This window comes from Massilia sp. BSC265 (assembly GCF_000740675.1).
Classification (GTDB): domain Bacteria; phylum Pseudomonadota; class Gammaproteobacteria; order Burkholderiales; family Burkholderiaceae_D; genus Telluria.
The window spans coordinates 1-19,731 of sequence record NZ_JPXI01000033.1; the positions used below are offsets into that span (position 1 = coordinate 1).

The following is a 19,731-nucleotide window of genomic DNA, read 5'->3' on the forward strand; positions in this document are numbered from 1 at the left end:
GCGCTGTATCGCCGCGGCCACGTCGCTCACCCGCCGCCCGCTGAGGCGCACGCCCGGCTCGCGGTGGACCCTGCGCAACTCGCACTTGCCCGCCTTGCGGTGGTCCCTGGCATCGACCCGTCCGACCAGCGCGCCACGGCGCAGGATCGGCAGCGTGAAGTAACCGTGGCGCCGCTTGTCCGCCGGCGTATAGCATTCGAGCCGGTAGTCGAAGCCGAACAGCTCGAGCGCGCGGCGGCGGTCCCAGACAACGGGGTCGAACGGGGACAGCAGCGTCGTCAGGCGCGGCGCCAGCCTGCCCTCCATTGCCTGGCGCGCCAGCGCGGCATGGTCGGGGTGGATGTAGACCGGATCAATCCAGCCCTCGACCCGCCCGCGCAGCAGCAGGCCCTGCTCCGCCATCGCCGCGGGGTCGGGGTGCGGACGCCGGGTGCGGTGGTAGTCCGGAATCCACGCGGCCTTGGCCAGTCCCAGCGCGCGCACCGTGTGCAGCACGAAGCTGCGGCGCACTTCGTCCAGCGGGGGCAGGCGGCCGTCGTGCCAGGTCGGGTGCACGCGCTCGGCCAGGTCGTAGATGCGCTGGAAGTTGTGGCGGCGTGCGATCATCAGTTCGCCGGCGGTGAACAGGACTTCCAGGCTGCGCTTCTCGGGCTTCCACTCCCACCAGCCGCCGGCTTTCCCGTGGTCTTGCCCGACCCGGCGCTCGAAATCCGAAGAGCGTACCGGTCCTTTTTCGCGCACGTGCGCCAGCAGGGCCGCGACCTCGCCGGCGCGCTCGCGCATCCATTTCGTGGAATATTTCCAGCCCATCGCTTCCGGGTCGAGCATGCGGTGGCGGTACAGGCCATAATCCTCGATCGGCAGGAAGCAGGCTTCGTGCGCCCAGTATTCGAACAGATGGCCTTCGGCCAGCAGTTCGTCCAGCCAGGCCGGCTCGTAGTCGCCCAGCCGGCTCCACAGCACCAGATAGGGACTGCGCGCGACCACGCTGATGGTGTCGATCTGAAGCATCCCCATGCGCCGGATCGCGGCCAGCACATCGGCCTTTGCCGCACGGCGCCGCCGCGGCGCCAGCATGTCCTGCGCGGCCAGGTGCAGGGCCCGGGCACTACTAATGGAAAGTTCGAAATCCGGATTGATCGAGCTCATGTCCTTATTTTAATGGCAAACGAATACCACTGTAAAAAAACACAGTCTTTTTCTGCGCGACACCGCGAGTCTGCGCTATAGTGTCCGCCGACCCGACTTACCACTCTTACCATGCGGCTGCTTCATACTTCCGACTGGCACCTGGGCCAGACCCTGCACAATTTCGACCGGACCTACGAGCACGCGTGCTTCCTCGACTGGCTCGTGGAAACGCTCGTGGCGGAAGACATCGACGTACTGCTGATCGCCGGCGACATCTTCGACAACGCCAACCCGTCGGCCGCCGCCCACCGCCAGTTGTACCGCTTCCTGCAACAGGCGCGCAGCCGCGTGCCGCACCTGCAGGTGGTCGTCATCGCGGGCAACCACGATTCGCCGGGTCGGCTGGAAGCTCCCACGCCGCTGCTGGAAGCCCACGGCACGATCGTGGTGGGCAACGTCGCGCGCGCGCCGGACGGCAGCGTGGACCTCGAGCGCCTGCTGGTGCCCCTGCGCCGGCGCGACGGGACGGTGGCGGCCTGGTGCCTGGCCGTTCCCTTCCTGCGTCCGGGCGACGTGCCGCGCGTCGTGGCCGAGGACGACACCATGGCCCTCGACCCCTACCTGCATGGCACCACCGTACTCTACCGGCAGGCCTTCGCCCTGGCCCAATCGCGCTGCACCGGGGGTGAGGCGATCATCGCCATGGGCCACTGCCACATGGTGGACGGCCAGTCGTCCCAGGATTCCGAGCGCCGCATCGTGATCGGCGGCACCGAGGCCCTGCCGGCCTCGATGTTCGATCCGGCGGTCGCCTACGTGGCGCTGGGCCACCTGCACCTGGCGCAGCGCGTCGGCGGCCACGAGCACCGGCGCTATTGCGGCAGCCCGCTGCCGCTGTCCTTCTCCGAGGTCGGCTACCAGCACCAGGTGCTGCGCATCGAACTCGACGGGCCGAGCACGAAGTCGGTGACGCCCTTGCCCGTGCCGCGCGCGGTGCAATTGCTGCGCGTGCCGAGCCAGCCGGCGCCGCTCGCGGAGGTGCTGGCGGCGCTCGAAGCGCTCGAGGTACCCGATGCGCCCCCGCAGCAGCAGCCCTTCCTCGAGGTGCGCGTGCTGCTGGAAGGCCCCGAGCCGGGCCTGCGTTCCCGGGTCGAAGCGGCCTTGGCCGGCAAGCCGGTGCGCCTGGCCAAGATCGAGCCGACGCGCCGCCACGCCTCCGCCGACACCACCGAGGAAGCCCTGAGCCTCGACCAGTTGGCCCAACTGCAGCCGGACGACATCTTCCGCCGCTTGTGGGCGCAACGCTACGGTGACGAGGCACCGCCCGAGCAACTGGCGGCTTTTGCCGAGCTCACCACGGCACTGGGTGGAGACGCGGCATGAAGATCCTGCGCATCGGCGGCAAGAACCTGGCTTCGCTGGCCGGCGAATTCCTGGTCGACTTCGAATCCGAGCCGCTCGCCTCGAGCGGCCTGTTCGCCATCAGCGGCCCTACCGGTGCCGGCAAGAGCACGCTGCTCGACGCCCTCTGCCTGGCGCTGTACGACGCCACCCCGCGCCTGCTCAAGCGTGCCGGCAGCCAGTTGCCGGACGTCGGCGGCGATACCGTCTCGGCACTCGACCCGCGCACCCTGCTGCGGCGCGGCGCCGCCGAAGCCTGGGCCGAAGTCGATTTCGCCGGCAACGACGACATCCGCTACCGCGCGCGCTGGAGCGTGCGCCGCGCCTACGGCAAGCCGGGCGGCGCCCTGCAGCCCTCGAAGATGACCCTGCACCGCCTGCCGGAACTCGACCCACTGGGCGGCACCAAGACCGAGGTCGCCGCCGAGATCGTCCAGCGCATCGGCCTGTCCTTCGAACAGTTCACGCGCGCCGTGTTGCTGGCCCAGAACGAATTCTCGGCCTTCCTCAAGACCGACGAGAACGAGCGCGGCGAGTTGCTCGAAACCCTCACCGGCACCACGATCTACAGCGATATTTCGAGGCGTGCCTTCGAGCGCTACCGCGCCGAGCAGGAGCGCACCCGGACGCTGACTGCGAAGCTGGCCAACCAGGCCCCGATGCCGCCCGAGGAGCGCGAAAAGCTGGAGGCCGAGCGCGTGAATGCCGAGCTCGCGCTGGAAGCGGTGGATGCGCGCCGCGCGGCCCTCGAAGGCGAGCTGCGCTGGCACCAGGAAGCCGCCAAGCTCGAGCGCAGCGAAGCCCTGGCCGTCGATGCCCTGGCGGCGGCGCAGGGCGCGCAGCAGGAAGCGAGCGGGCGCCGCCAGCGCCTCGCCACCCTCGACGCGGTGCAGCCGGCCCGAGCGCTGGTGGCGGAAGTCCTGCGCCTGCAGGACGAGCACAAGGCGGCGGTCGAGTCGGCCGCCAAGCACGAAAGCGCGCTGGCGACGGCGCTGGACGCGCGCCGCCAGGCAGTACTGGACGTCGACGCCGCCCTCGCTGCCGTCGAGGCGGCCGAAACCAGCCTGCGCTGCGCGGCGCCCCAGCTCGACGCTGGCAAGGCCCTGGACGCCGCCATCGCCGCGCTCGCGCCCGCGCACGGCCAGGCCTCCAGCGCACTGGAAGCCGCGCGCGCCGAGGCGCGCCAGGCGCGCACCGTGCACGCTGCGAAAGCGGCCGAACACGAGACCGCGAAAGGCCAGCGCGAGCGTGCCGTCGGCTGGCTGGCGCTTCACGCGCGGCTGGAACCGATGGCAGCCCAGTGGCCGCGCTGGGACAAGCTGCTGGCCCAGGCCGCGCACGCGGTCGCTGCCGAAGCCGCTGCCGCGAACGCGCTGGCAACGGTGAGCGGCCAGGCCCGGCAGGCCGCCGAGCACGAACAGGCCGCCGTCCTGGCCCTGACGGAGGCCACCCGGCGTCTCGATGCACTCGACACCGCGCGGCGCGAAGCGATGGCCGTCCTCGAGGCCGCCGACCCACAGGCGCTGGACACCGAGCGCCAGGCCCTGGACATACGTCGCGAAAGCCTCGCTGCCGCCGAAAAAGCCTGGACGGCGCTCGTCACCACGCGCCAGGAATATGCCGATACCGCCGGGGAGCTCGACCGCGTGGACACGGCACGGGCCGGCGCCAGCCGCCTGCTCGAGGAAGCACGCAGCGCCGCACCCGCCCTCATGGCGGCGCTGCAACAGGCCGAGAAATCGCTGGGGGCGGCTGAGCTGGCCTGTGCCGCGAACGTGGAGCAATTGCGCGCGACCTTGGACGACGAGGCGCCCTGCCCGGTTTGCGGTTCCCATGAGCATCCCTATCGGGATGTCGGCCGCCAGGATGTGCTGCGCAATATGCTGGCGAACCTGCGGGCGGAAGTCGGCGACTGCCGGGCGCGCCTGCGCGACAACGAAGCGGTGCAGGCAGCGCAGGCTGCCACCCTGGCGGCGACCAGCGATCGGCTCACCGCGCTGCAACGCGAGCGCACGACGCTGCGCCGGGTGCTCGACGAGCTCGAGGCGGAATGGGCTGCGCAACCGCTGGCTGCCGAGGTCCCGGCAGCCGAGGGGCAGGACGATACGGTGCGCAGGGCCTGGTTTGCCGAGACCCGCGACGGCCTGCGCGCAGCCGTGGCAGCGCTGGACGGCCGCGCCGCCGCCCAGCGCCGCGCCGCCCAGGCCCGCGACGCCGCCCAGGTCGCCTACGACAAGGCGCAGCAGGAACACGCGCGCCTGCGCCAGGCCCTCGATGGCGCCCGCGAGGCCGGGGCGCGCCTGCAGGCCGAGCTGCGTGCCATGTCCGTCCAGCAGGAAGCCATCGCCGGCCAGCTGGCCGGATGGCTGGCCGAGCTCGACCCGGTCCTGTCCGGTGCCTGCGGCGACGGCTGGCAGGACGCGTGGCGCCGCCAGCCGGCCGCCTGGCGCGAAGGCCGCGCCCAGGAAGCCGCGCAATGGCAGGAGCAGACGGCCCAGCAGACCCGCAGCGCCGCTGCCGCTGCCACCCTTGAGGCCGAGGTGGCGGGCGCCCTCGATCGCATAACCCAGGCCGATCGACACGGCGCCGGCGTGGCCGCCGAGTTCAACCGCATCGATGGCGAACTGAAGGACAAGCGCGCCAGGCGCCTCGCCTTGTGGAACGGCCGGCAGCTAGCGGAAGTGGAACAGGAACTGCAGGCCGCCGTCGGCGCCGCGCGCAATCACCTGTCCGCACGCCAGGCAGTCGCCACCGAAACCGCACAGCGCGAAGCCAGCGCCCGCACTGCGCTGGCCCAACTGGCCGGGCACATTGCCATCCTGGACGCCGCCGGCACCAAGGCGGCGGCTGCGCTGGCCGAATGGCTGGAGGACTACCGCAAGGCGGCTTTCCTGAAGGGCCTCGACCCGGTGGACGACTCGGCAGATCTCGGCCGCCTTCTGGCGGTCGGTGGCACCTGGCTTGCGCAGGAACGCACGGCGCTGGGGGCGCTCGACGCCCAGGTCGCCAGCGCCACCGCCGTGCTGGCGGAACGCCGTGCGCAGCGTGTCCTGCACGGCGAAGGCGCGCCCGAAAGCGGACTGAGCCTGGAGACCGTGGCCGCCGCCGTCGAAGCCCTCACGGCCGAGCGCCGCGCGGCACACGACCTGGCCACCGAACTGCGCATGCGCATCGGCCAGGACGATACCCGCCGAATGCAGGTGCAGGCCGTACTGGCCGAGATCGAACGCCAGCAGCTTGAAGAGCAGCGCTGGGGCAAATTGTCCGAGCTGATCGGTTCCAGCGACGGCAAGAAGTTTCGCAATTACGCCCAGCAGTTCACGCTCGACGTGCTGCTCGGCTATGCCAATGCCCACCTTGGCCAACTGGCACGACGCTACCGCCTCGAGCGGGTCAGTCACAACGGCGCGCCCTCGCTGGCCCTGATGGTGCGCGACCAGGACATGGGCGGCGAAGTCCGTTCGGTCAATTCCCTGTCCGGCGGCGAGTCCTTCCTGGTGTCGCTCGCCCTGGCGCTCGGCCTGGCCTCGCTGTCCTCGAACCGGGTGCGGGTCGAATCGCTGTTCATCGACGAAGGCTTCGGCAGCCTCGACACCGAGACCCTGGGCGTGGCAATGGATGCGCTCGACGCGCTGCAGTCCCTGGGGCGCAAGGTGGGCGTGATCTCCCACGTGCAGGAGATGACCGAACGCATCGCCACCAAGGTGCTGGTGCGCCCGGCCGGCGGCGGTAGCAGTGCGGTCGTGGTCGAGTAAGAGGCAGAACCGCCGCTCGCTGCCGGTGAGCAGCGTCGGCGGCGATTATGCTCCGGGCGACATCGTCACCTGGATGTTGCCGCCGGGCCTGCCGCACATCGGCCTGGTTGCCGATGTCCGCACGGCTGGCGGCGTGTCGCTGGTCATCCACAACATCGGGGCAGGCACCCGCATGGAAGACCACCTGTTCGCCTATCCGATCACCGGGCACTACCTTTTCCCGGCGGCCACGTCCTCCGTGCAAGGCGCTCGGCGCTGAATTCAGGCCGGACTGGTATGCCCGCGATCTGCCTCAAGCCTGCTGTCGTCGGTGGCCGAACCGTCGAGCGATGGTATCTGACGCACTATTCTTGAGAGCTTGACGAGCATGACCCCATGGCGAAGCTCAGGTGGCTGCTGGATGTCGCTGCGACACAGGGCCGCCTGCCGAGCTGACGCGCTTGCTGCACAGTTCCGCCATGGCCGGCCACTGCCTCATGCCTGTCACTTAAGAGGCGCCGCTCATCCGTAGGGTGGGCGGGTCTCCCGCCCACGCGGTCAAGTCACAGTACTGCAGCCCGGTCGATTTTTCGTATCTCAACTATCACCGCGTGGGCGTTTGTCATTCCGGGCATTGCCCGGCATTACCCCGCCCCCCCTACAGTCCTTCCTAACCGACAGGCATTGGGCCACAGCCTCCCGAAATACGTCCTCGGGTCGCTCTACCAATTCGGCGGCGTCGTGACGCAGGATCTGCGCCTGGCGCGCTTGGCACGAGGGAGCCGCCGCCTGCCGCAATCCGATTGCGATCGACCGGCGCGAGCACATGCCGGCAAGCCGCCGCGGCGAAGCGCCCCGGCAGCGACGGGCTCCGGTACAATGCGCCCTTTGTTCCAACACGCAAAGCACCATGAAACCCGCCCGCTTCCTCACTTTCAAATGCGCCAAGTGCGCCAAACCGGTCAAGGTCACCCTGCAGAAAGTCTCGGCCTGTTCGCACATCCAGCCTTACCTCGGCGTCTGCGAGTGCGGCGAACCCAAGCGTCATGCCACCGGCAGCCCGGACGCGGTCAAGTCCTATCTCGAATCGGCCGACGGCAACTGGCACCACCATCACTGATATGAGCGTGATCACGTGGCTGGAAGGGGGCGCCGAGCGCTCGGCCGACTGGCGCTCCGAGAGCGGCTGGCCGGCGCCCAGGAAGGTCGTCGTCGCCGACGACACCATGAACGCCGACGCCGCCTACCGGCTGGCGCTCGACGGCACTGCCCTGCTCTGGCGCGGCGACTTCCAGAACGCGCGCCAGCTCCTGAGCGCGCTGGTTCGGCGCGTCGAGCACAAGAGCGATCGTGCGCGCCGCGCCAAGGCGTCCAAGGCACCGGCCACCCCGGCCGAGCTGTTCCACCGCCACCGCCTGCAGCAACTGCAGCGCGCCCGCACGCTGGCCATGCTCCTGATCCCTTTCGAAGCGGACCATACGATCCCGCTACGCCGCGCGCCCGACGTCCGTGAGGCCTGCCTCGAGGCCTACGGTCGGGCACACCGTCCCTATGTCGCTTCGCTGCGTGAACTGCTGGGCGTCATCGGCGCCCACGAATGGCGCCGCAAGGGCGTGCGCATCCCCGCGCTCGACGCGCACATCCACCCCTGGTACGGCGTGTTCTCGCCGGTGCGCGGCGAATACGTCGAGCTGGTGGCGCAGGCCCCGCTACCCAATGGGGCAAAGTCGGGAACCAAGCTGGCCTTCGACATCGGCGCCGGCACCGGCGTGCTGTCGGCGGTACTCGCCCGGCGCGGCGTCCAGCGCGTGCTCGCCACTGACATGGATGCGCGCGCGCTCGGCTGCGCGCGCGAGAACATCGCGCGCCTCGGCCTCGACGCCCAGGTCGAGGTGATCCAGGCCGATTTGTTCCCCGGAGGCCCCGATCAGCGTGCGCCGCTGGTGGTCTGCAACCCGCCCTGGCTGCCGGGCAAGCCCAGTTCGGCCATCGAGTACGCCATCTATGATCCCGACAGCCGCATGCTCAAGGGTTTCCTGGGGGGGCTGGCGCAACACCTGGAACCGGGCGGCGAAGGCTGGCTGATCCTGTCGGACCTGGCCGAGCACCTTGGCCTGCGCCCGCGCGAACAGCTGCTCGGCTGGATCGCGGAGGCCGGGCTGGAAGTCGTGGCGCGCCACGACGTCCGGCCAACCCACGGCAAGGCAAGCGATCCGGACGATCCGCTGCACACGGCCCGTGCGCGCGAGGTCACCTCGCTATGGCGCCTGCGTGCGATCCCGTAGGGCGGGCGGCTCAAGCGTCGCAGCCGAAAAAAAACCGATGATTGCGCAAGCCGGCGATCCGCGCTATAATCTTTTTCTCAGACGCGGGGTGGAGCAGTCTGGCAGCTCGTCGGGCTCATAACCCGAAGGTCACAGGTTCAAATCCTGTCCCCGCAACCAAATACTGAACAAAAGCCCGACTCTTGCAGCCGGGCTTTTGTTTTCTGAGGCAGCAAAAGCAGCGCAGAAACACTGCGAATGACAAGCTGCGGATGAATAGCCGCGCATTGAAGCTGCGCATTGAAGCTGATGAGAGACAAGAAAGACAACGCGACAATCGACCTGCCGGGCTTCGAGCCCGCCGCACCGCTTGACCCCGTTGTCGAACCGAAGCGTGCCGCACCGAGGCCGCGCCGCGTCTCCCTGAAGCAGGAGCAACTGGAGTTGCTCGAACAAACCGACACCACCGGCCTGCCAGTCTGGCGCCGCGACGACAACCTCGACCTGACCGGCCTGCCGGTCTGGGCACCGGCCTCAGCGTAGTTCGCTCATGGGGTCAATCCTTTTGGCGGAACACCCATGAATACGCAACCCTTCACCTCGCTGGCGCTGGCGCCGCGCTTCCTCGCCAACCTCGCCACCCTGGGCTACCACGGGATGACGCCGATCCAGGCTGCCAGCCTGCCGGCGGTGCTCGAAGGACGCGACCTGATCGCCCAGGCCAAGACCGGCAGCGGCAAGACCGCCGCCTTCGGCATCGGCGTCCTGCACAAGCTCAACCCGGCCTGGTTCGCGGTGCAGGGCCTGGTGCTGTGCCCGACGCGCGAGCTGGCCGACCAGGTCGCGAACGAGCTGCGGCGTCTGGCGCGCGGCGTGGGCAACGTCAAGATCCTGACCCTCACCGGCGGCGTGGCCATGCGCCCGCAGATCGCCTCCCTCGAACACGGCGCCCACATCGTGGTCGGCACGCCGGGCCGCATCCGCGACCACCTCGGACGCCAGACCCTCGACCTGTCGAAGGTCCAGACCCTGGTGCTGGACGAGGCCGACCGCATGACCGACATGGGCTTCTACGACGAGATCGAGGGCATCGTTTCGGCTTGCCCGCAGCGCCGCCAGACCCTGCTGTTCTCCGCAACCTATCCGGACGACATCCGCTTCGCCACTGCCGGCTTCCTGGTTGACCCGCTCGAAGTGGCGGTCGAGAGCCAGCACAGCGCCGAAAAGATCGAACAGCGCTTCTACGAGATCGGCTTCGAGGGACGCGACGAAGCGGTGGCCCGGCTGCTCAAGCATTATCAACCTGTCTCCACCCTCGCCTTCTGCAACACCAAGGCGCATTGCCGCGAGCTGGCCGATCACCTGCGCGCCCAGGGCTTCTCGGCGCTGGCGCTGTACGGCGAGCTGGAACAGCAGGAGCGCGACGAGATCCTGGTGCTGTTCGCCAACCGCAGCTGCTCGGTGCTGGTGGCGACCGACGTCGCCGCACGCGGCCTCGACATCCCCAATCTCGACACCGTGATCAATGCCGACGTGTCGAAGGACCCGGAAGTGCACGTGCACCGCATCGGCCGCACCGGCCGCGGCGAGGAGGCAGGACTGGCGCTCACGCTGTGCGCGCCGAACGAGAAGAAATGGGTGCGCCTGATCGAGGAATACCAGGACGCGCCGGCGGAATGGCACAAGCTGGAAGAGCTGGGCGAGCATCCCGAAGTCGCCGCGCCGGCACCCATGCTGACCCTGCACATCGCGGGCGGCAAGAAGGCCAAGCTGCGCCCGGGCGACATCCTCGGCGCCCTGACCGGCGATGCCGGCCTGAGCAAGGAACAGGTGGGCAAGATCAACGTCGGCGAGTTCGCCAGCTACGTGGCGCTCGACCGCCACGCCGCCCACGCGGCAGTAGCCAGGCTCAGCGACCGCCAGGCGCCGGGGCCGGAATTCGGCGCCATCAAGGGCCGCTACTTCAAGATGCGCTTCCTCGAAGTCTGACAGCGCCCGGCAAAGCCTCCATGGCTGTCTTGTTCCGTCTTGCCCCGGGGGCGAGGCCAGGCGCTCATATGGCTGAGTTGTAACGAAGTTGTAACAGCCGCGCACGTTTGGCTCAGCAGCGGCACCGGCGCGGCAAATCTGGCATTATTTGTCAAAATACAAATACCGCGCCGGGACACACTCCGGGCACATTCCTGCGTGTCAGGGCGCGGCTCGACGCCATGATGACCAGCACTCCCGTAACCCAGCAACAACAGACCGATGGCCGGACCGTGCGCGAGGTCGTCGAGTTCAACCAGGAACTCGTCAACGAGGTCTGGTGCCGGCGCATTTTCCGCCAGATCCTGCAGTCGCTCGAACTGCAGTATGCGATGCAGATGCCGCACCGCCCCATCAGCCCCGACACGGTGCTGGTCCTCGACTCCGGCGACCCCATGCTCCTGCCGTCTTCCGATGTCGGCAACGCCTGGTCGGAAGCCGGCGACATGCACGACCTGGCAGCCGTGGTCCATTACGCCATTACCAGGGAGTATCCGCCGGCGGCCCCGCTGCGGGGCCGGATACCGAACAACACTGGAGACGAATACAGCGATACTTTCGTCACCGCGGTCGACCGCTGCCTGTCACCCGATCCGCAGCAGCGCCCCCACACTATCGAACAGTTGCGCAACCTGCTCGGCATCGTGCCGCTCGGCCCGCCGGTCCCCGCGCAGCCGCTGTCGACGCCGCCGGAGCAGCCGGCTTCCTTCCTCGATGAATCCGCCCCCGTGAGCGACGAGGGCGGCCCGCGACGCTGGCTGCTGCTGGTCGCCGCGGCAACCGTCCTGCTGGCCGCCCTGGGCGCCCTGTTCGCCCTGCTGCACCAGGCAGACTCGCGCGATACCGTCACGCTGGCCCTGCCAGGCGATGCCGGGCAGGCGCCGCAGGATTCCCCTGCGCACACAAGCCCGGCGCCCGAGCCGGCGGCAGCGCCTGCAGGTGCTGCCGCAGGCGATCCTGCGGCCCTCGCCGCCACCGGCCCGGCGGACCTGGCTGCCGCGGCGACGCCGGCCGATTCGCATGCCGCCACAATCCCGCCTGCAAGCACCGCCGCGCCTGACCAGCCTGCCGCGCATCGCGCCGTGCCAGCCGCAGCCGGCGCGACCTACAAGCTGGTGATCAAGCCCTGGGGCATGGTGCAGGTCAACGGCGTCGACTACGGCGCCAGCCCGCCGCTCAAGCGCCTGACCCTGGCGCCCGGCCAGCACACGATCCGCATCGTCAACCCGAGCTTCCCCGAGCACACCGTGACGGTGAACGCCGTCAAGGGCGGGGCCTCGGTGATCGAAATGGACTTTACTGAAGAGGAGGTGGAGTGAATCCGCGCATCCCGACCTATCGCTTGCACGGCTTGCGCGCCGGCCTGCTCGGCACCCTGCTGCTGCTCGGCGGCTGCGCCGAACTGAATTCGCAGCTGAATTCCATCCTGGGGAAGAACGATCCGCCGCGTTCCCGTGCGCGCGTGGACGATCGCTCCCACCCCCGCGCCGAGCGCGCGGAGCGCAACGAGCGGCCTTCGCCACGCCCCGAACGGCCGGCCTCCAACCGCGACGACACCGCCCTGCGCGAAGGCATTGCCCTGTACCACGACGGCGACTTCAATGGCGCGATCAAGCGGCTCACCTCGAGCGACATGAACGGCGGCTCGGTACGCAACCGCGTCAGCGCGCTCAAGTACACCGCGTTCAGCTATTGCGTCACCAACCGGCCGGTTCCCTGCCGCCAGGCCTTCGAGCGTGCATTGCGACTGGATGGCTCGTTCGACCTGGCGCCCGGCGAACATGGCCACCCGCTGTGGGGGCCGCAGTTCGCCAAGGCGCGCCAGAACGCGGGACGCTGAGCGGCCGCTCGGTTACAACTTGACGTTGATGGTGGCCGGATACATCGGCGCGCGCCGGCGCATCGATGCCTGCTCGTAGGCATAGGCCATCCCGATGAGGGACGCTTCGCTCCACGCCCCGCCCACGAACGACATCCCCACCGGCAACCCGCGCGTGAAGCCGGCCGGCACCGTGATGTGGGGATAGCCCGCCACGGCGGCCGGGCTCGAGAAGCTGCCGCCGTAGTGGTCGCCATTGACGTAGTCGGTCAGCCATGCCGGGCCGCCGGTCGGCGCTACCAGCGCATCGAGCTTGTGCTCCTTCATGACCTGGTCGATGCCTTCGTCGCGCGAATAGCGCAGGTCGTTTGCCAGGGCCTCGCGGTATTCGCGCGCATCCAGCCCTGGCTTGGCCTGGGCTGCTATTAGGTGTTCCTGCTTGAAATACGGCATTTCGCGCGCCGCGTTCTTTTCGTTGAACGTGATCACATCAAGCATGTTCTTGATCGGCGCATGCGGCGCATAATGCTTCAGCCAGGCTTCCAGGCCCGGCGCGAATTCGTACAGCAGCACCTGCAGTTCGCTCTCGTTGTACTTGTCGACATTCGGCACCTTCACGTCGACCAGGATCGCCCCCTGCGCCTTCAGCACGGCCAGTTCCTTCTCGATGATCGCATCCACCGCGTCGTTGCTGCCAAAGAAGTTGCGGGCCACGCCGATGCGCTTGCCCTTCAGGCCGTCAAGCCGCAGGGCTGCCGCGTAGTCGGCCAGGTGGTGCCTGCTATCGGCGGTCGCCTTGTCGTCCGGATCCGGGCCCGCCATCGCGGCCAGCATCAGGGCCGCGTCCGCCACGCTGCGCGTCATCGGGCCGGCCGTGTCCTGCGAATGGGCGATCGGGATGATGCCGCTGCGGCTGAGCAGGCCCAGGGTCGGCTTGATGCCGACGATACCGCACGAAGACGAGGGCGAGACGATCGAGCCGTCGGTCTCGGTGCCGACGGTCAGCGTGGCCAGGCTGGCCGCCGCCGCGGCGCCCGAGCCCGAGCTGGAGCCGCTCGTGTTGCGGTCGAGCGCATAGGGGTTCTTGGTCTGCCCGCCGCGGCCGCTCCAGCCGCTCACCGAACGGGTCGAGCGCATGTTGGCCCACTCGGACAGGTTGGTCTTGCCGATGATGACGGCGCCGGCATTGCGCAACATGGTGACGATGTGGGCATCCTTGACCGCGCGCACACCGTCGAGCGCCAGCGAACCGGCGCTGGTGCTCATGCGGTCGGCGGTGGCGATGTTGTCCTTCAGCAGGACAGGGATACCGTGCAGCGGCCCGCGTACCTTCCCTGCCGCACGTTCGCGGTCCATCTCGGCGGCGATCTTGAGGGCATCGGGGTTGGTTTCGATCACCGAATTCAGGCGCGGACCAGCCTTGTCGATGGCGGCAATGCGCGCCAGGTATTGCTGCACCAGGGAGGTCGACGTGAGCTTGCCGGCCGCCATCCGGGCCCCCTGCTCGCGCACGCCTGCATCCAGGATGCCGGCCGCGCCCGCGCCCGGCGCCTTGGCCGCTGCCGCCGCTTGTGCCACCCCGGCACTGGCGCCCACCGCCACGCCTGCGCTTACTCCGAGCCGAACGAAATCCCTGCGCTTCATACAAGCCTCCATGTCAAATAATGCATGAGCATAACAGTAAAGTTACTCATGCCACACAACATGCGGGCACGGAAAGTCGTGGTCGATGCCTCTTCTACTGCTACTCCCAGGCAAGACAACGGGCAAAAAAAAACGCTGCCGAAGCAGCGTTTTTCCTTGTGTCGCCGGTTAGTTACGGACGACTTTCTTGTACTCGTTGGTACGGGTGTCGATCTCGATGACGTCGTCGGTGCTGACGAACAGCGGCACCATCACGGTATGCTGCTTGGCTTCGATGGCGTTCTCGATCTTGGCTTCCTTCAGGACGTTGCCCGAGGTGTTGCCCTTGACGGCCGGTTCCGAGTACACGACCAGGCGCGCGATGGTGGTCGGCAGTTCCACCGAGATGGCCTTGCCGTCGTAAAACACGGCTTCGCATTCCATACCGTCTTTCAGGTAGTTGATGGCGTCGCCCATGTTCTCTTCTTCGATTTCGTACTGGTTGTACTCTTCGTCCATGAAGACGTACAGCGGGTCGGCGAAGTACGAGTAGGTCACCGGCTTCTTGTCCAGCACGACGACGTCGAACTTGTCGTCGCCGCGGAACACGTTTTCCAGCGGCGCGTTGGTCAGAAGATTCTTCATCTTCCACTTGTAGGTGAAGCCCGTGCGGCTCGAACCGTTCACGTCCGAACGCAGCACGATGAACGGCTTGTCTTCGACCATAATGATGTTGCCAACACGGATTTCTTTAGCGAATTTCATAGTAATTTTACGTAAAAAGTAAGTTGCATTAAATCAGCGGTGGCTATGAGCGAAGTGAGCTTTGAAGCCTACGTTTGATCGTGTGTAATTCGTTGCAGACTAATCGCGCATTATACCGGATTTTCCGCAGCCATCCCCAGTTCACGGGTGAAATCAAGCAGCTTCGTCGTCAAATCACCATGGGCGAGCACTTCCCGGCGCCATTCTTCTGCACGAATGGCGATGCGCTCCAATTCGGCCCGCAGGTCCTGCCATGCCACCGACATTGAACCGATGTCGATCGCGCCATTCCATCCGAGCGAGAGGTGCTCGAGTGCCTCGAGGCCGGGGCCGCGGGCATAGCGATCGAGAAAGGCGCGCAATTTTTTGTGGTGCAGGTTCTCGTCCTGTGGATAGATGTGCCAGACGAAGGGCCGCCCCGCCCATTGGGCACGCACGAAGGAATCCTCGCCCCGCACGAAATTCAGGTCGCAGGCCCACAGCAGCCGGTCGTAGTCGGGCTGCGGGACGAAAGGCAGCACGCGCACGGTCAGGGCACCGCGCGTGGCATGGTCGCCTGCGCGTGCGTCGCTCCCCATGAATGCACGGACGGTTTCCACTGCAACACCTTCCGGCACCAGGCAGCTTACCGGCTGGGAGCCGGTCGACCAGGCGCGCAACAGGTCGGCGACCGGCGCGTGCGGATAGCAGAACAGCGATACCTTCAGCGCCTCCATCTCGGCCTCGGCAAGGCCGAGGCCAGCCAGGAAAGCGGCGATCGCCGCGCGGTCGGCCTGGAAAGCCCTGCGCTGCTCGTCCAGGCCGGCTTCATGCAGCAGGCCGCCGGTTTTCGCGGTAAAACCCGGGAAGAAGAAGTGCTTCGTCAACTTCAGGCGCGGATGCATGGACGGCAGCCGATGGCAGCCCTCCACCCACTCTTCCGCCGTGAGGCCTTCGAGGTTGAACCACACCGGACGCGGCAAGCGCTGCGCCATGGCTGCGACATAGCCCGGCGGAGGGTCGACCGCGAAGAATTCGATCACGATGTCGGCAACGTCTTCGGGCGCGAACCTGCCTTCCTGATCGCACCAGTGGCGCACCAGCACGCCGTCGACCTGCTGCGCGCCGGCAGCCGTGTCGACCTCGGGACAGATGCGGCGGAAGCTGACGAGGTCGTCGACCCACAGCGTGACGTGGACGCCGTGCTCGCGCCACAGCTGGCGCGCGAGGCGCCAGCAGATGCCGATGTCGCCATAGTTGTCGACGACTTTGCAGAAGATCGCGAGGGTCAGGTTTGGATTGGATGGCATGTCGATCACGCAAAAGCGATGGACAAAAAGAAAAACCGGAGCACCTCTCCGCGCACGCGCGTTGGTCTACTCCGGTCTTGTACTGGCGTCCCCACGGGGATTCGAACCCCGGTACTCACCGTGAAAGGGTGATGTCCTAGGCCTCTAGACGATGGGGACCTATGAACTGTACTTGCTGCTACTTGTTTCCGGTTGCGCCGCACCGCGGCATCAACTCATTTATTATCTACTACCAAATTCTTGGCGTCCCCACGGGGATTCGAACCCCGGTACTCACCGTGAAAGGGTGATGTCCTAGGCCTCTAGACGATGGGGACCCTGGACTGTTACAACGTTGTTTTTCCTACGTGGTGGAGGTAAGCGGGATCGAACCGCTGACCTCTTGCATGCCATGCAAGCGCTCTCCCAGCTGAGCTATACCCCCTACGGGAAAACAACATTCTAACATACTGCAACTACTTCTACTACTGCGCGCCGCTGGTTGCGCGCTGGCGTCCCCACGGGGATTCGAACCCCGGTACTCACCGTGAAAGGGTGATGTCCTAGGCCTCTAGACGATGGGGACCTCGGAACTACCGTACTACTTTACTACCGCGACCCGACTGCTGCCGCACTTCAGCGTATTGGTGGAGGTAAGCGGGATCGAACCGCTGACCTCTTGCATGCCATGCAAGCGCTCTCCCAGCTGAGCTATACCCCCTCTTTTCACACTGTAGCGTACTGCTTCTTTGCTACCGTGTGCTGCTGAAGTGCGAGCATTATAGCGGAGCGCCTTGCATTTCGCAAATACCTGTTTTCAGAAAATGCGCGCTCCGCAAAACAGGCCCTTACAGGTACTTCGCCACGCGCGCCAAGACGACCTCGCGACCGAACAGTTCCAGCACTGCATCGATGGCCGGGGTCTGCAGCTGGCCGGTGACGATCAGGCGCAGCGGCATGGCGATCTGCGGCATCTTCAGGCCGTGCGCCGCCAGGACTTCCTTGAACATGGCGGCAATCGCGGCCTTGCTCCACTCCACATCCTTGCAGCGCTCGGCAAAGGTGGCCAGCGCCGGGCGCACGGCGTCGGTCAGGTGCTGGGCCAGCAGCGCGGCATCCGGTTGCGGCTCGCGGTAGAACAGCATGGCGGTATCGGCCAGCTCGTTGACGGTGTTGGCGCGGTCCTTCACCAGGGCGACCACGGTCGACAGCTCAGGTGCGCCTTCGAACTGCGCGCCTTCGCGCTCCAGCACCGGACGCGCCAGGGCGGCCAGGCGCTCGTTGTCGGCCTGCTTGATATAGTGGTTGTTCAGCCAGGCCAGCTTTTCCGGGTTGAACTGTGCCGCCGATGCGGTCAGGTGCTCCAGGTTGAACCACTCGACGAACTGCTCCATCGAGAAGATCTCGTCGTCGCCGTGGCTCCAGCCCAGGCGCGCGAGGTAGTTGAGCATCGCTTCCGGCAGGTAGCCCTGCTCCGGATACTGCATGACGCTCACCGCGCCGTGGCGCTTCGACAGTTTCTGGCCGTCCGCACCCAGGATCATCGGCAGGTGGCCGTACTGCGGCAGCTCGGCGCCGAGCGCGCGCAGGATGTTGATCTGGCGCGGCGTGTTGTTCACGTGGTCGTCGCCGCGCAGCACGTGGGTGATCTTCATGTCCCAGTCATCCACGGACACGCAGAAGTTATAGGTCGGGGTGCCGTCCGGGCGCGCGATGATCAGGTCGTCGAGCTCCTTGTTGGCAATGGTGATCGGTCCCTTGACCACGTCGTTCCAGGTGACTTCGCCGTCGAGCGGATTCTTGAAGCGCACCACCGGCTTGACGCCTGCCGGCACTTCCGGAAGCACCTTGCCCGGCTCCGGGCGCCAGGTGCCGTCGTAGCGCGGCTTCTCGCCCGCGGCGCGCATGCGCTCGCGCATCGCTTCGACTTCTTCCGGCGAGCAGTAGCACAGGTAGGCGCTGCCCTGCTCCAGCATCGACGCGATCACCTCGCGGTAGCGGTCCATGCGCTGCATCTGGTAGAACGGGCCTTCGTCGTGCGACAGGCCGAGCCACTGCATGCCGTCCAGGATCGCCTGCACGGCTTCGGGCGTCGAGCGTTCGAGGTCGGTGTCTTCGATGCGCAGGATGAAGGTGCCGCCGAAGTGGCGTGCATAGGCCCAGGAATACAGCGCGGTGCGGGCGCCGCCCAGGTGGAGGTAGCCGGTCGGGCTGGGTGCGAAGCGGGTGCGGACGGTCATGACTGGATGCAAGAAAGGTAAAGGCGTTATTTTACCCCGCCGCCATCGGCGCGCACCATCCGCGCCGATGGCCGCCTGTCGGACCGCCCGCCCTGCCTCAGCCCTCCCCGGATGGGCGGAGCGCCGGCCGCGGCGCCTCGAGGGCGCGCCGCACCGCCGAGGCCAGCTGCCGCGCCGCGCGCCGGACCTGGGCCGGCGTATGCCGGGCCATCAGCTGAAGCCGCAGGCGTGCCGAGCCGAGGGGCACGCCGGGAAATTCCATCGGGTTGACGAACACCTGCTCGCGCGCCAGCAGCATGCCGGCGACCCGCGTGGCGGACTCGGAGCCCAGCCACAAGGGCACGATCGGCGACGGCTTGCCCAAACAGCGCATGCCCTCCTCCTGCAACAGGGCGCGCAGTTCGACCGCATTGCGCATCACGTCCGCGCGCAGCCGTTCGCCTTCGTCGCCCGTCGCGATGCGCAGGCATTCCAGCACCGTGGCCGCCTGCACCGGCGACAGTGCATTCGAGAACATGTGCGGGCCCGCGAACAGCTGCAACTGGCGCCGCACGCTGCGCTCCGAGCAGGCGACGAAGCCGCCGTTCGAGGCGAAGGTCTTGGAAAAGGCGCCCATCACGATGTCGATCTTGCCCAGCATGCCCTGGGCGCCGATGGCGCCCGTGCCGCCCGGCCCGATGGCCCCGAGGTCGTGCGCCACGTCCACCAGCAGCGTGGCGCCATACTCGCGGCACAGGTACTGCATCAGCGGCAGGTCCGGACTGTCGGCGTCCATGCTGAACAGGCCTTCGGTGACGACCAGGATCGCGCCGCCGGCATCCACCGCGCGGATTCCGGCCAGCAGCTCGCGCAGGTGGTCGCAGTCGTTGTGGCGGAACGCGGCCACGTTCCGGGTGGCGGCAGCGGCGCCCTGGCGCAGCGAGGCATGGGCCAGCGCGTCGATCAGGACGTGGTCGTTGCCGTGCACCAGGGACGTCACCGCACCGAAAGCCGCGCCCAACCGGTCGGGAACAGCACCACGTGCTGGCAGTCCAGCAAGCTGCCGATGGCTTCCTCCAGCGCGGCGGAATAGCGGCTGTTCCCGAGCAGGATGGCCGAGCCGGCGCTGTGCGGCCCGCACTCGGCCAGCACGCGCATCGCCGCTTCGATGACAGCCGGATGGGCGCTCAGCGACAGGTAGTCCTGCGAAGCGAAATTGATGCCCTGCTGCGCCGCCAGGCCGTCGCCCTCCACCAGGGCGATCGGCGCCGGCGGACCGTCCAGTGTGCGGCAATAGGGCCAGACCCCGTGGCGCGCGCGCAGCTCACACCACTCCTCGAGAGGCGCGGCGCGGCGCAGCAGGTCGCGGCCGCGCGGCTGGCGGAACAGGGCAACATTGCCGCCCAGGGCCCCCGACGCGGCCAACGCATCCAGGTCGTGGGCGGGATCAAACGGAATCGGTTCATTCAGCACGGTATC

At 67.5% G+C, this 19,731-nt stretch carries 16 protein-coding genes and 6 tRNA genes; 10 read left to right on the forward strand and 12 right to left on the reverse strand.

Features of this window, described 5'->3' with window-relative positions:
* Positions 1-1,149, reverse strand: a 1,149-nt coding sequence (locus MA09_RS12140; protein ID WP_036248763.1) for a winged helix-turn-helix domain-containing protein, incomplete at its 3' end; no start/stop codon positions are given.
* 111 nt (positions 1,150-1,260) lie between these two features.
* Between MA09_RS12140 and MA09_RS12145 the strand changes: the two genes are divergently transcribed.
* The 10 genes from MA09_RS12145 to MA09_RS23700 all read left to right on the forward strand — a co-directional run bounded on the left by MA09_RS12145 (position 1,261) and on the right by MA09_RS23700 (position 12,398).
* On the forward strand, positions 1,261-2,514 hold the full coding sequence (locus MA09_RS12145; RefSeq protein WP_036248767.1) for an exonuclease SbcCD subunit D C-terminal domain-containing protein: 1,254 nt from the start codon (positions 1,261-1,263) through the stop codon (positions 2,512-2,514).
* Positions 2,511-6,287 (forward strand): AAA family ATPase, encoded by a 3,777-nt coding sequence (locus MA09_RS12150; RefSeq protein WP_036248769.1) that lies wholly within the window; start codon positions 2,511-2,513, stop codon positions 6,285-6,287. Before MA09_RS12145 ends, MA09_RS12150 begins: the two co-directional genes overlap by 4 nt.
* Complete coding sequence (locus MA09_RS12155; RefSeq protein ID WP_081897567.1) at positions 6,268-6,546, forward strand: DUF1287 domain-containing protein; 279 nt, start codon at positions 6,268-6,270, stop codon at positions 6,544-6,546. The genes MA09_RS12150 and MA09_RS12155 overlap by 20 nt, the downstream gene beginning before the upstream one ends.
* 630 nt (positions 6,547-7,176) lie before the next feature.
* Positions 7,177-7,386 carry a hypothetical protein gene (locus MA09_RS12160; RefSeq protein ID WP_027863734.1) on the forward strand — a complete coding sequence of 70 codons (210 nt, stop codon included), beginning with the start codon at positions 7,177-7,179 and terminating at the stop codon, positions 7,384-7,386.
* A gap of 1 nt (position 7,387) precedes the next feature.
* Positions 7,388-8,551 (forward strand): class I SAM-dependent methyltransferase, encoded by a 1,164-nt coding sequence (locus MA09_RS12165; RefSeq protein ID WP_229440691.1) that lies wholly within the window; start codon positions 7,388-7,390, stop codon positions 8,549-8,551.
* 82 nt (positions 8,552-8,633) lie between these two features.
* A tRNA-Met gene (locus MA09_RS12170) sits at positions 8,634-8,710 on the forward strand.
* 129 nt (positions 8,711-8,839) lie between these two features.
* Positions 8,840-9,073, forward strand: a complete 234-nt coding sequence (locus MA09_RS12175; RefSeq protein WP_036249928.1) for a hypothetical protein — start codon at positions 8,840-8,842, stop codon at positions 9,071-9,073.
* Positions 9,074-9,109: 36 nt separating this feature from the next.
* A complete protein-coding gene (gene dbpA / locus MA09_RS12180; RefSeq protein ID WP_036248772.1) occupies positions 9,110-10,519 on the forward strand; it encodes an ATP-dependent RNA helicase DbpA in 1,410 nt (469 codons plus the stop codon).
* Between the two features lie 221 nt (positions 10,520-10,740).
* Positions 10,741-11,877 carry a hypothetical protein gene (locus MA09_RS12185; protein WP_036248776.1) on the forward strand — a complete coding sequence of 379 codons (1,137 nt, stop codon included), beginning with the start codon at positions 10,741-10,743 and terminating at the stop codon, positions 11,875-11,877.
* Positions 11,874-12,398: a TssQ family T6SS-associated lipoprotein gene (locus tag MA09_RS23700; protein WP_152594639.1), complete on the forward strand. Its 525-nt coding sequence runs from the start codon at positions 11,874-11,876 to the stop codon at positions 12,396-12,398. Before MA09_RS12185 ends, MA09_RS23700 begins: the two co-directional genes overlap by 4 nt.
* Before the next feature lie 12 nt (positions 12,399-12,410).
* On the opposite strand, the gene MA09_RS12195 is transcribed toward MA09_RS23700, so the two are convergent.
* From MA09_RS12195 to MA09_RS25300, 11 genes are all read right to left on the reverse strand, one after another.
* Positions 12,411-14,021: an amidase gene (locus MA09_RS12195; protein WP_036248779.1), complete on the reverse strand. Its 1,611-nt coding sequence runs from the start codon at positions 14,019-14,021 to the stop codon at positions 12,411-12,413.
* 168 nt (positions 14,022-14,189) lie between these two features.
* A complete protein-coding gene (locus MA09_RS12200; protein WP_027863741.1) occupies positions 14,190-14,765 on the reverse strand; it encodes an elongation factor P in 576 nt (191 codons plus the stop codon).
* 110 nt (positions 14,766-14,875) lie between these two features.
* Complete coding sequence (gene earP, locus MA09_RS12205) at positions 14,876-16,054, reverse strand: elongation factor P maturation arginine rhamnosyltransferase EarP (protein ID WP_036249933.1); 1,179 nt, start codon at positions 16,052-16,054, stop codon at positions 14,876-14,878.
* Between the two features lie 83 nt (positions 16,055-16,137).
* Positions 16,138-16,213 (reverse strand) — tRNA-Glu (locus MA09_RS12210).
* 82 nt (positions 16,214-16,295) lie between these two features.
* Positions 16,296-16,371: transfer RNA gene (locus MA09_RS12215), tRNA-Glu, on the reverse strand.
* A 31-nt stretch (positions 16,372-16,402) separates the two neighbouring features.
* Positions 16,403-16,478: transfer RNA gene (locus MA09_RS12220), tRNA-Ala, on the reverse strand.
* 65 nt (positions 16,479-16,543) lie between these two features.
* Positions 16,544-16,619 (reverse strand) — tRNA-Glu (locus tag MA09_RS12225).
* Positions 16,620-16,678: 59 nt separating this feature from the next.
* A tRNA-Ala gene (locus tag MA09_RS12230) sits at positions 16,679-16,754 on the reverse strand.
* A gap of 127 nt (positions 16,755-16,881) precedes the next feature.
* The gene (gene gltX, locus MA09_RS12235; protein ID WP_036248781.1) at positions 16,882-18,273 is read right to left on the reverse strand and encodes a glutamate--tRNA ligase; all 1,392 of its coding nucleotides are present in this window, start codon (positions 18,271-18,273) and stop codon (positions 16,882-16,884) included.
* Between the two features lie 97 nt (positions 18,274-18,370).
* Positions 18,371-19,273, reverse strand: coding sequence for an aminotransferase class I/II-fold pyridoxal phosphate-dependent enzyme (locus MA09_RS12240; RefSeq protein WP_229440692.1), 903 nt, complete (start codon positions 19,271-19,273; stop codon positions 18,371-18,373).
* On the reverse strand, positions 19,249-19,725 hold the full coding sequence (locus MA09_RS25300) for a hypothetical protein (protein WP_229440693.1): 477 nt from the start codon (positions 19,723-19,725) through the stop codon (positions 19,249-19,251). Before MA09_RS25300 ends, MA09_RS12240 begins: the two co-directional genes overlap by 25 nt.
* Between the last annotated feature and the right edge of the window lie 6 nt (positions 19,726-19,731).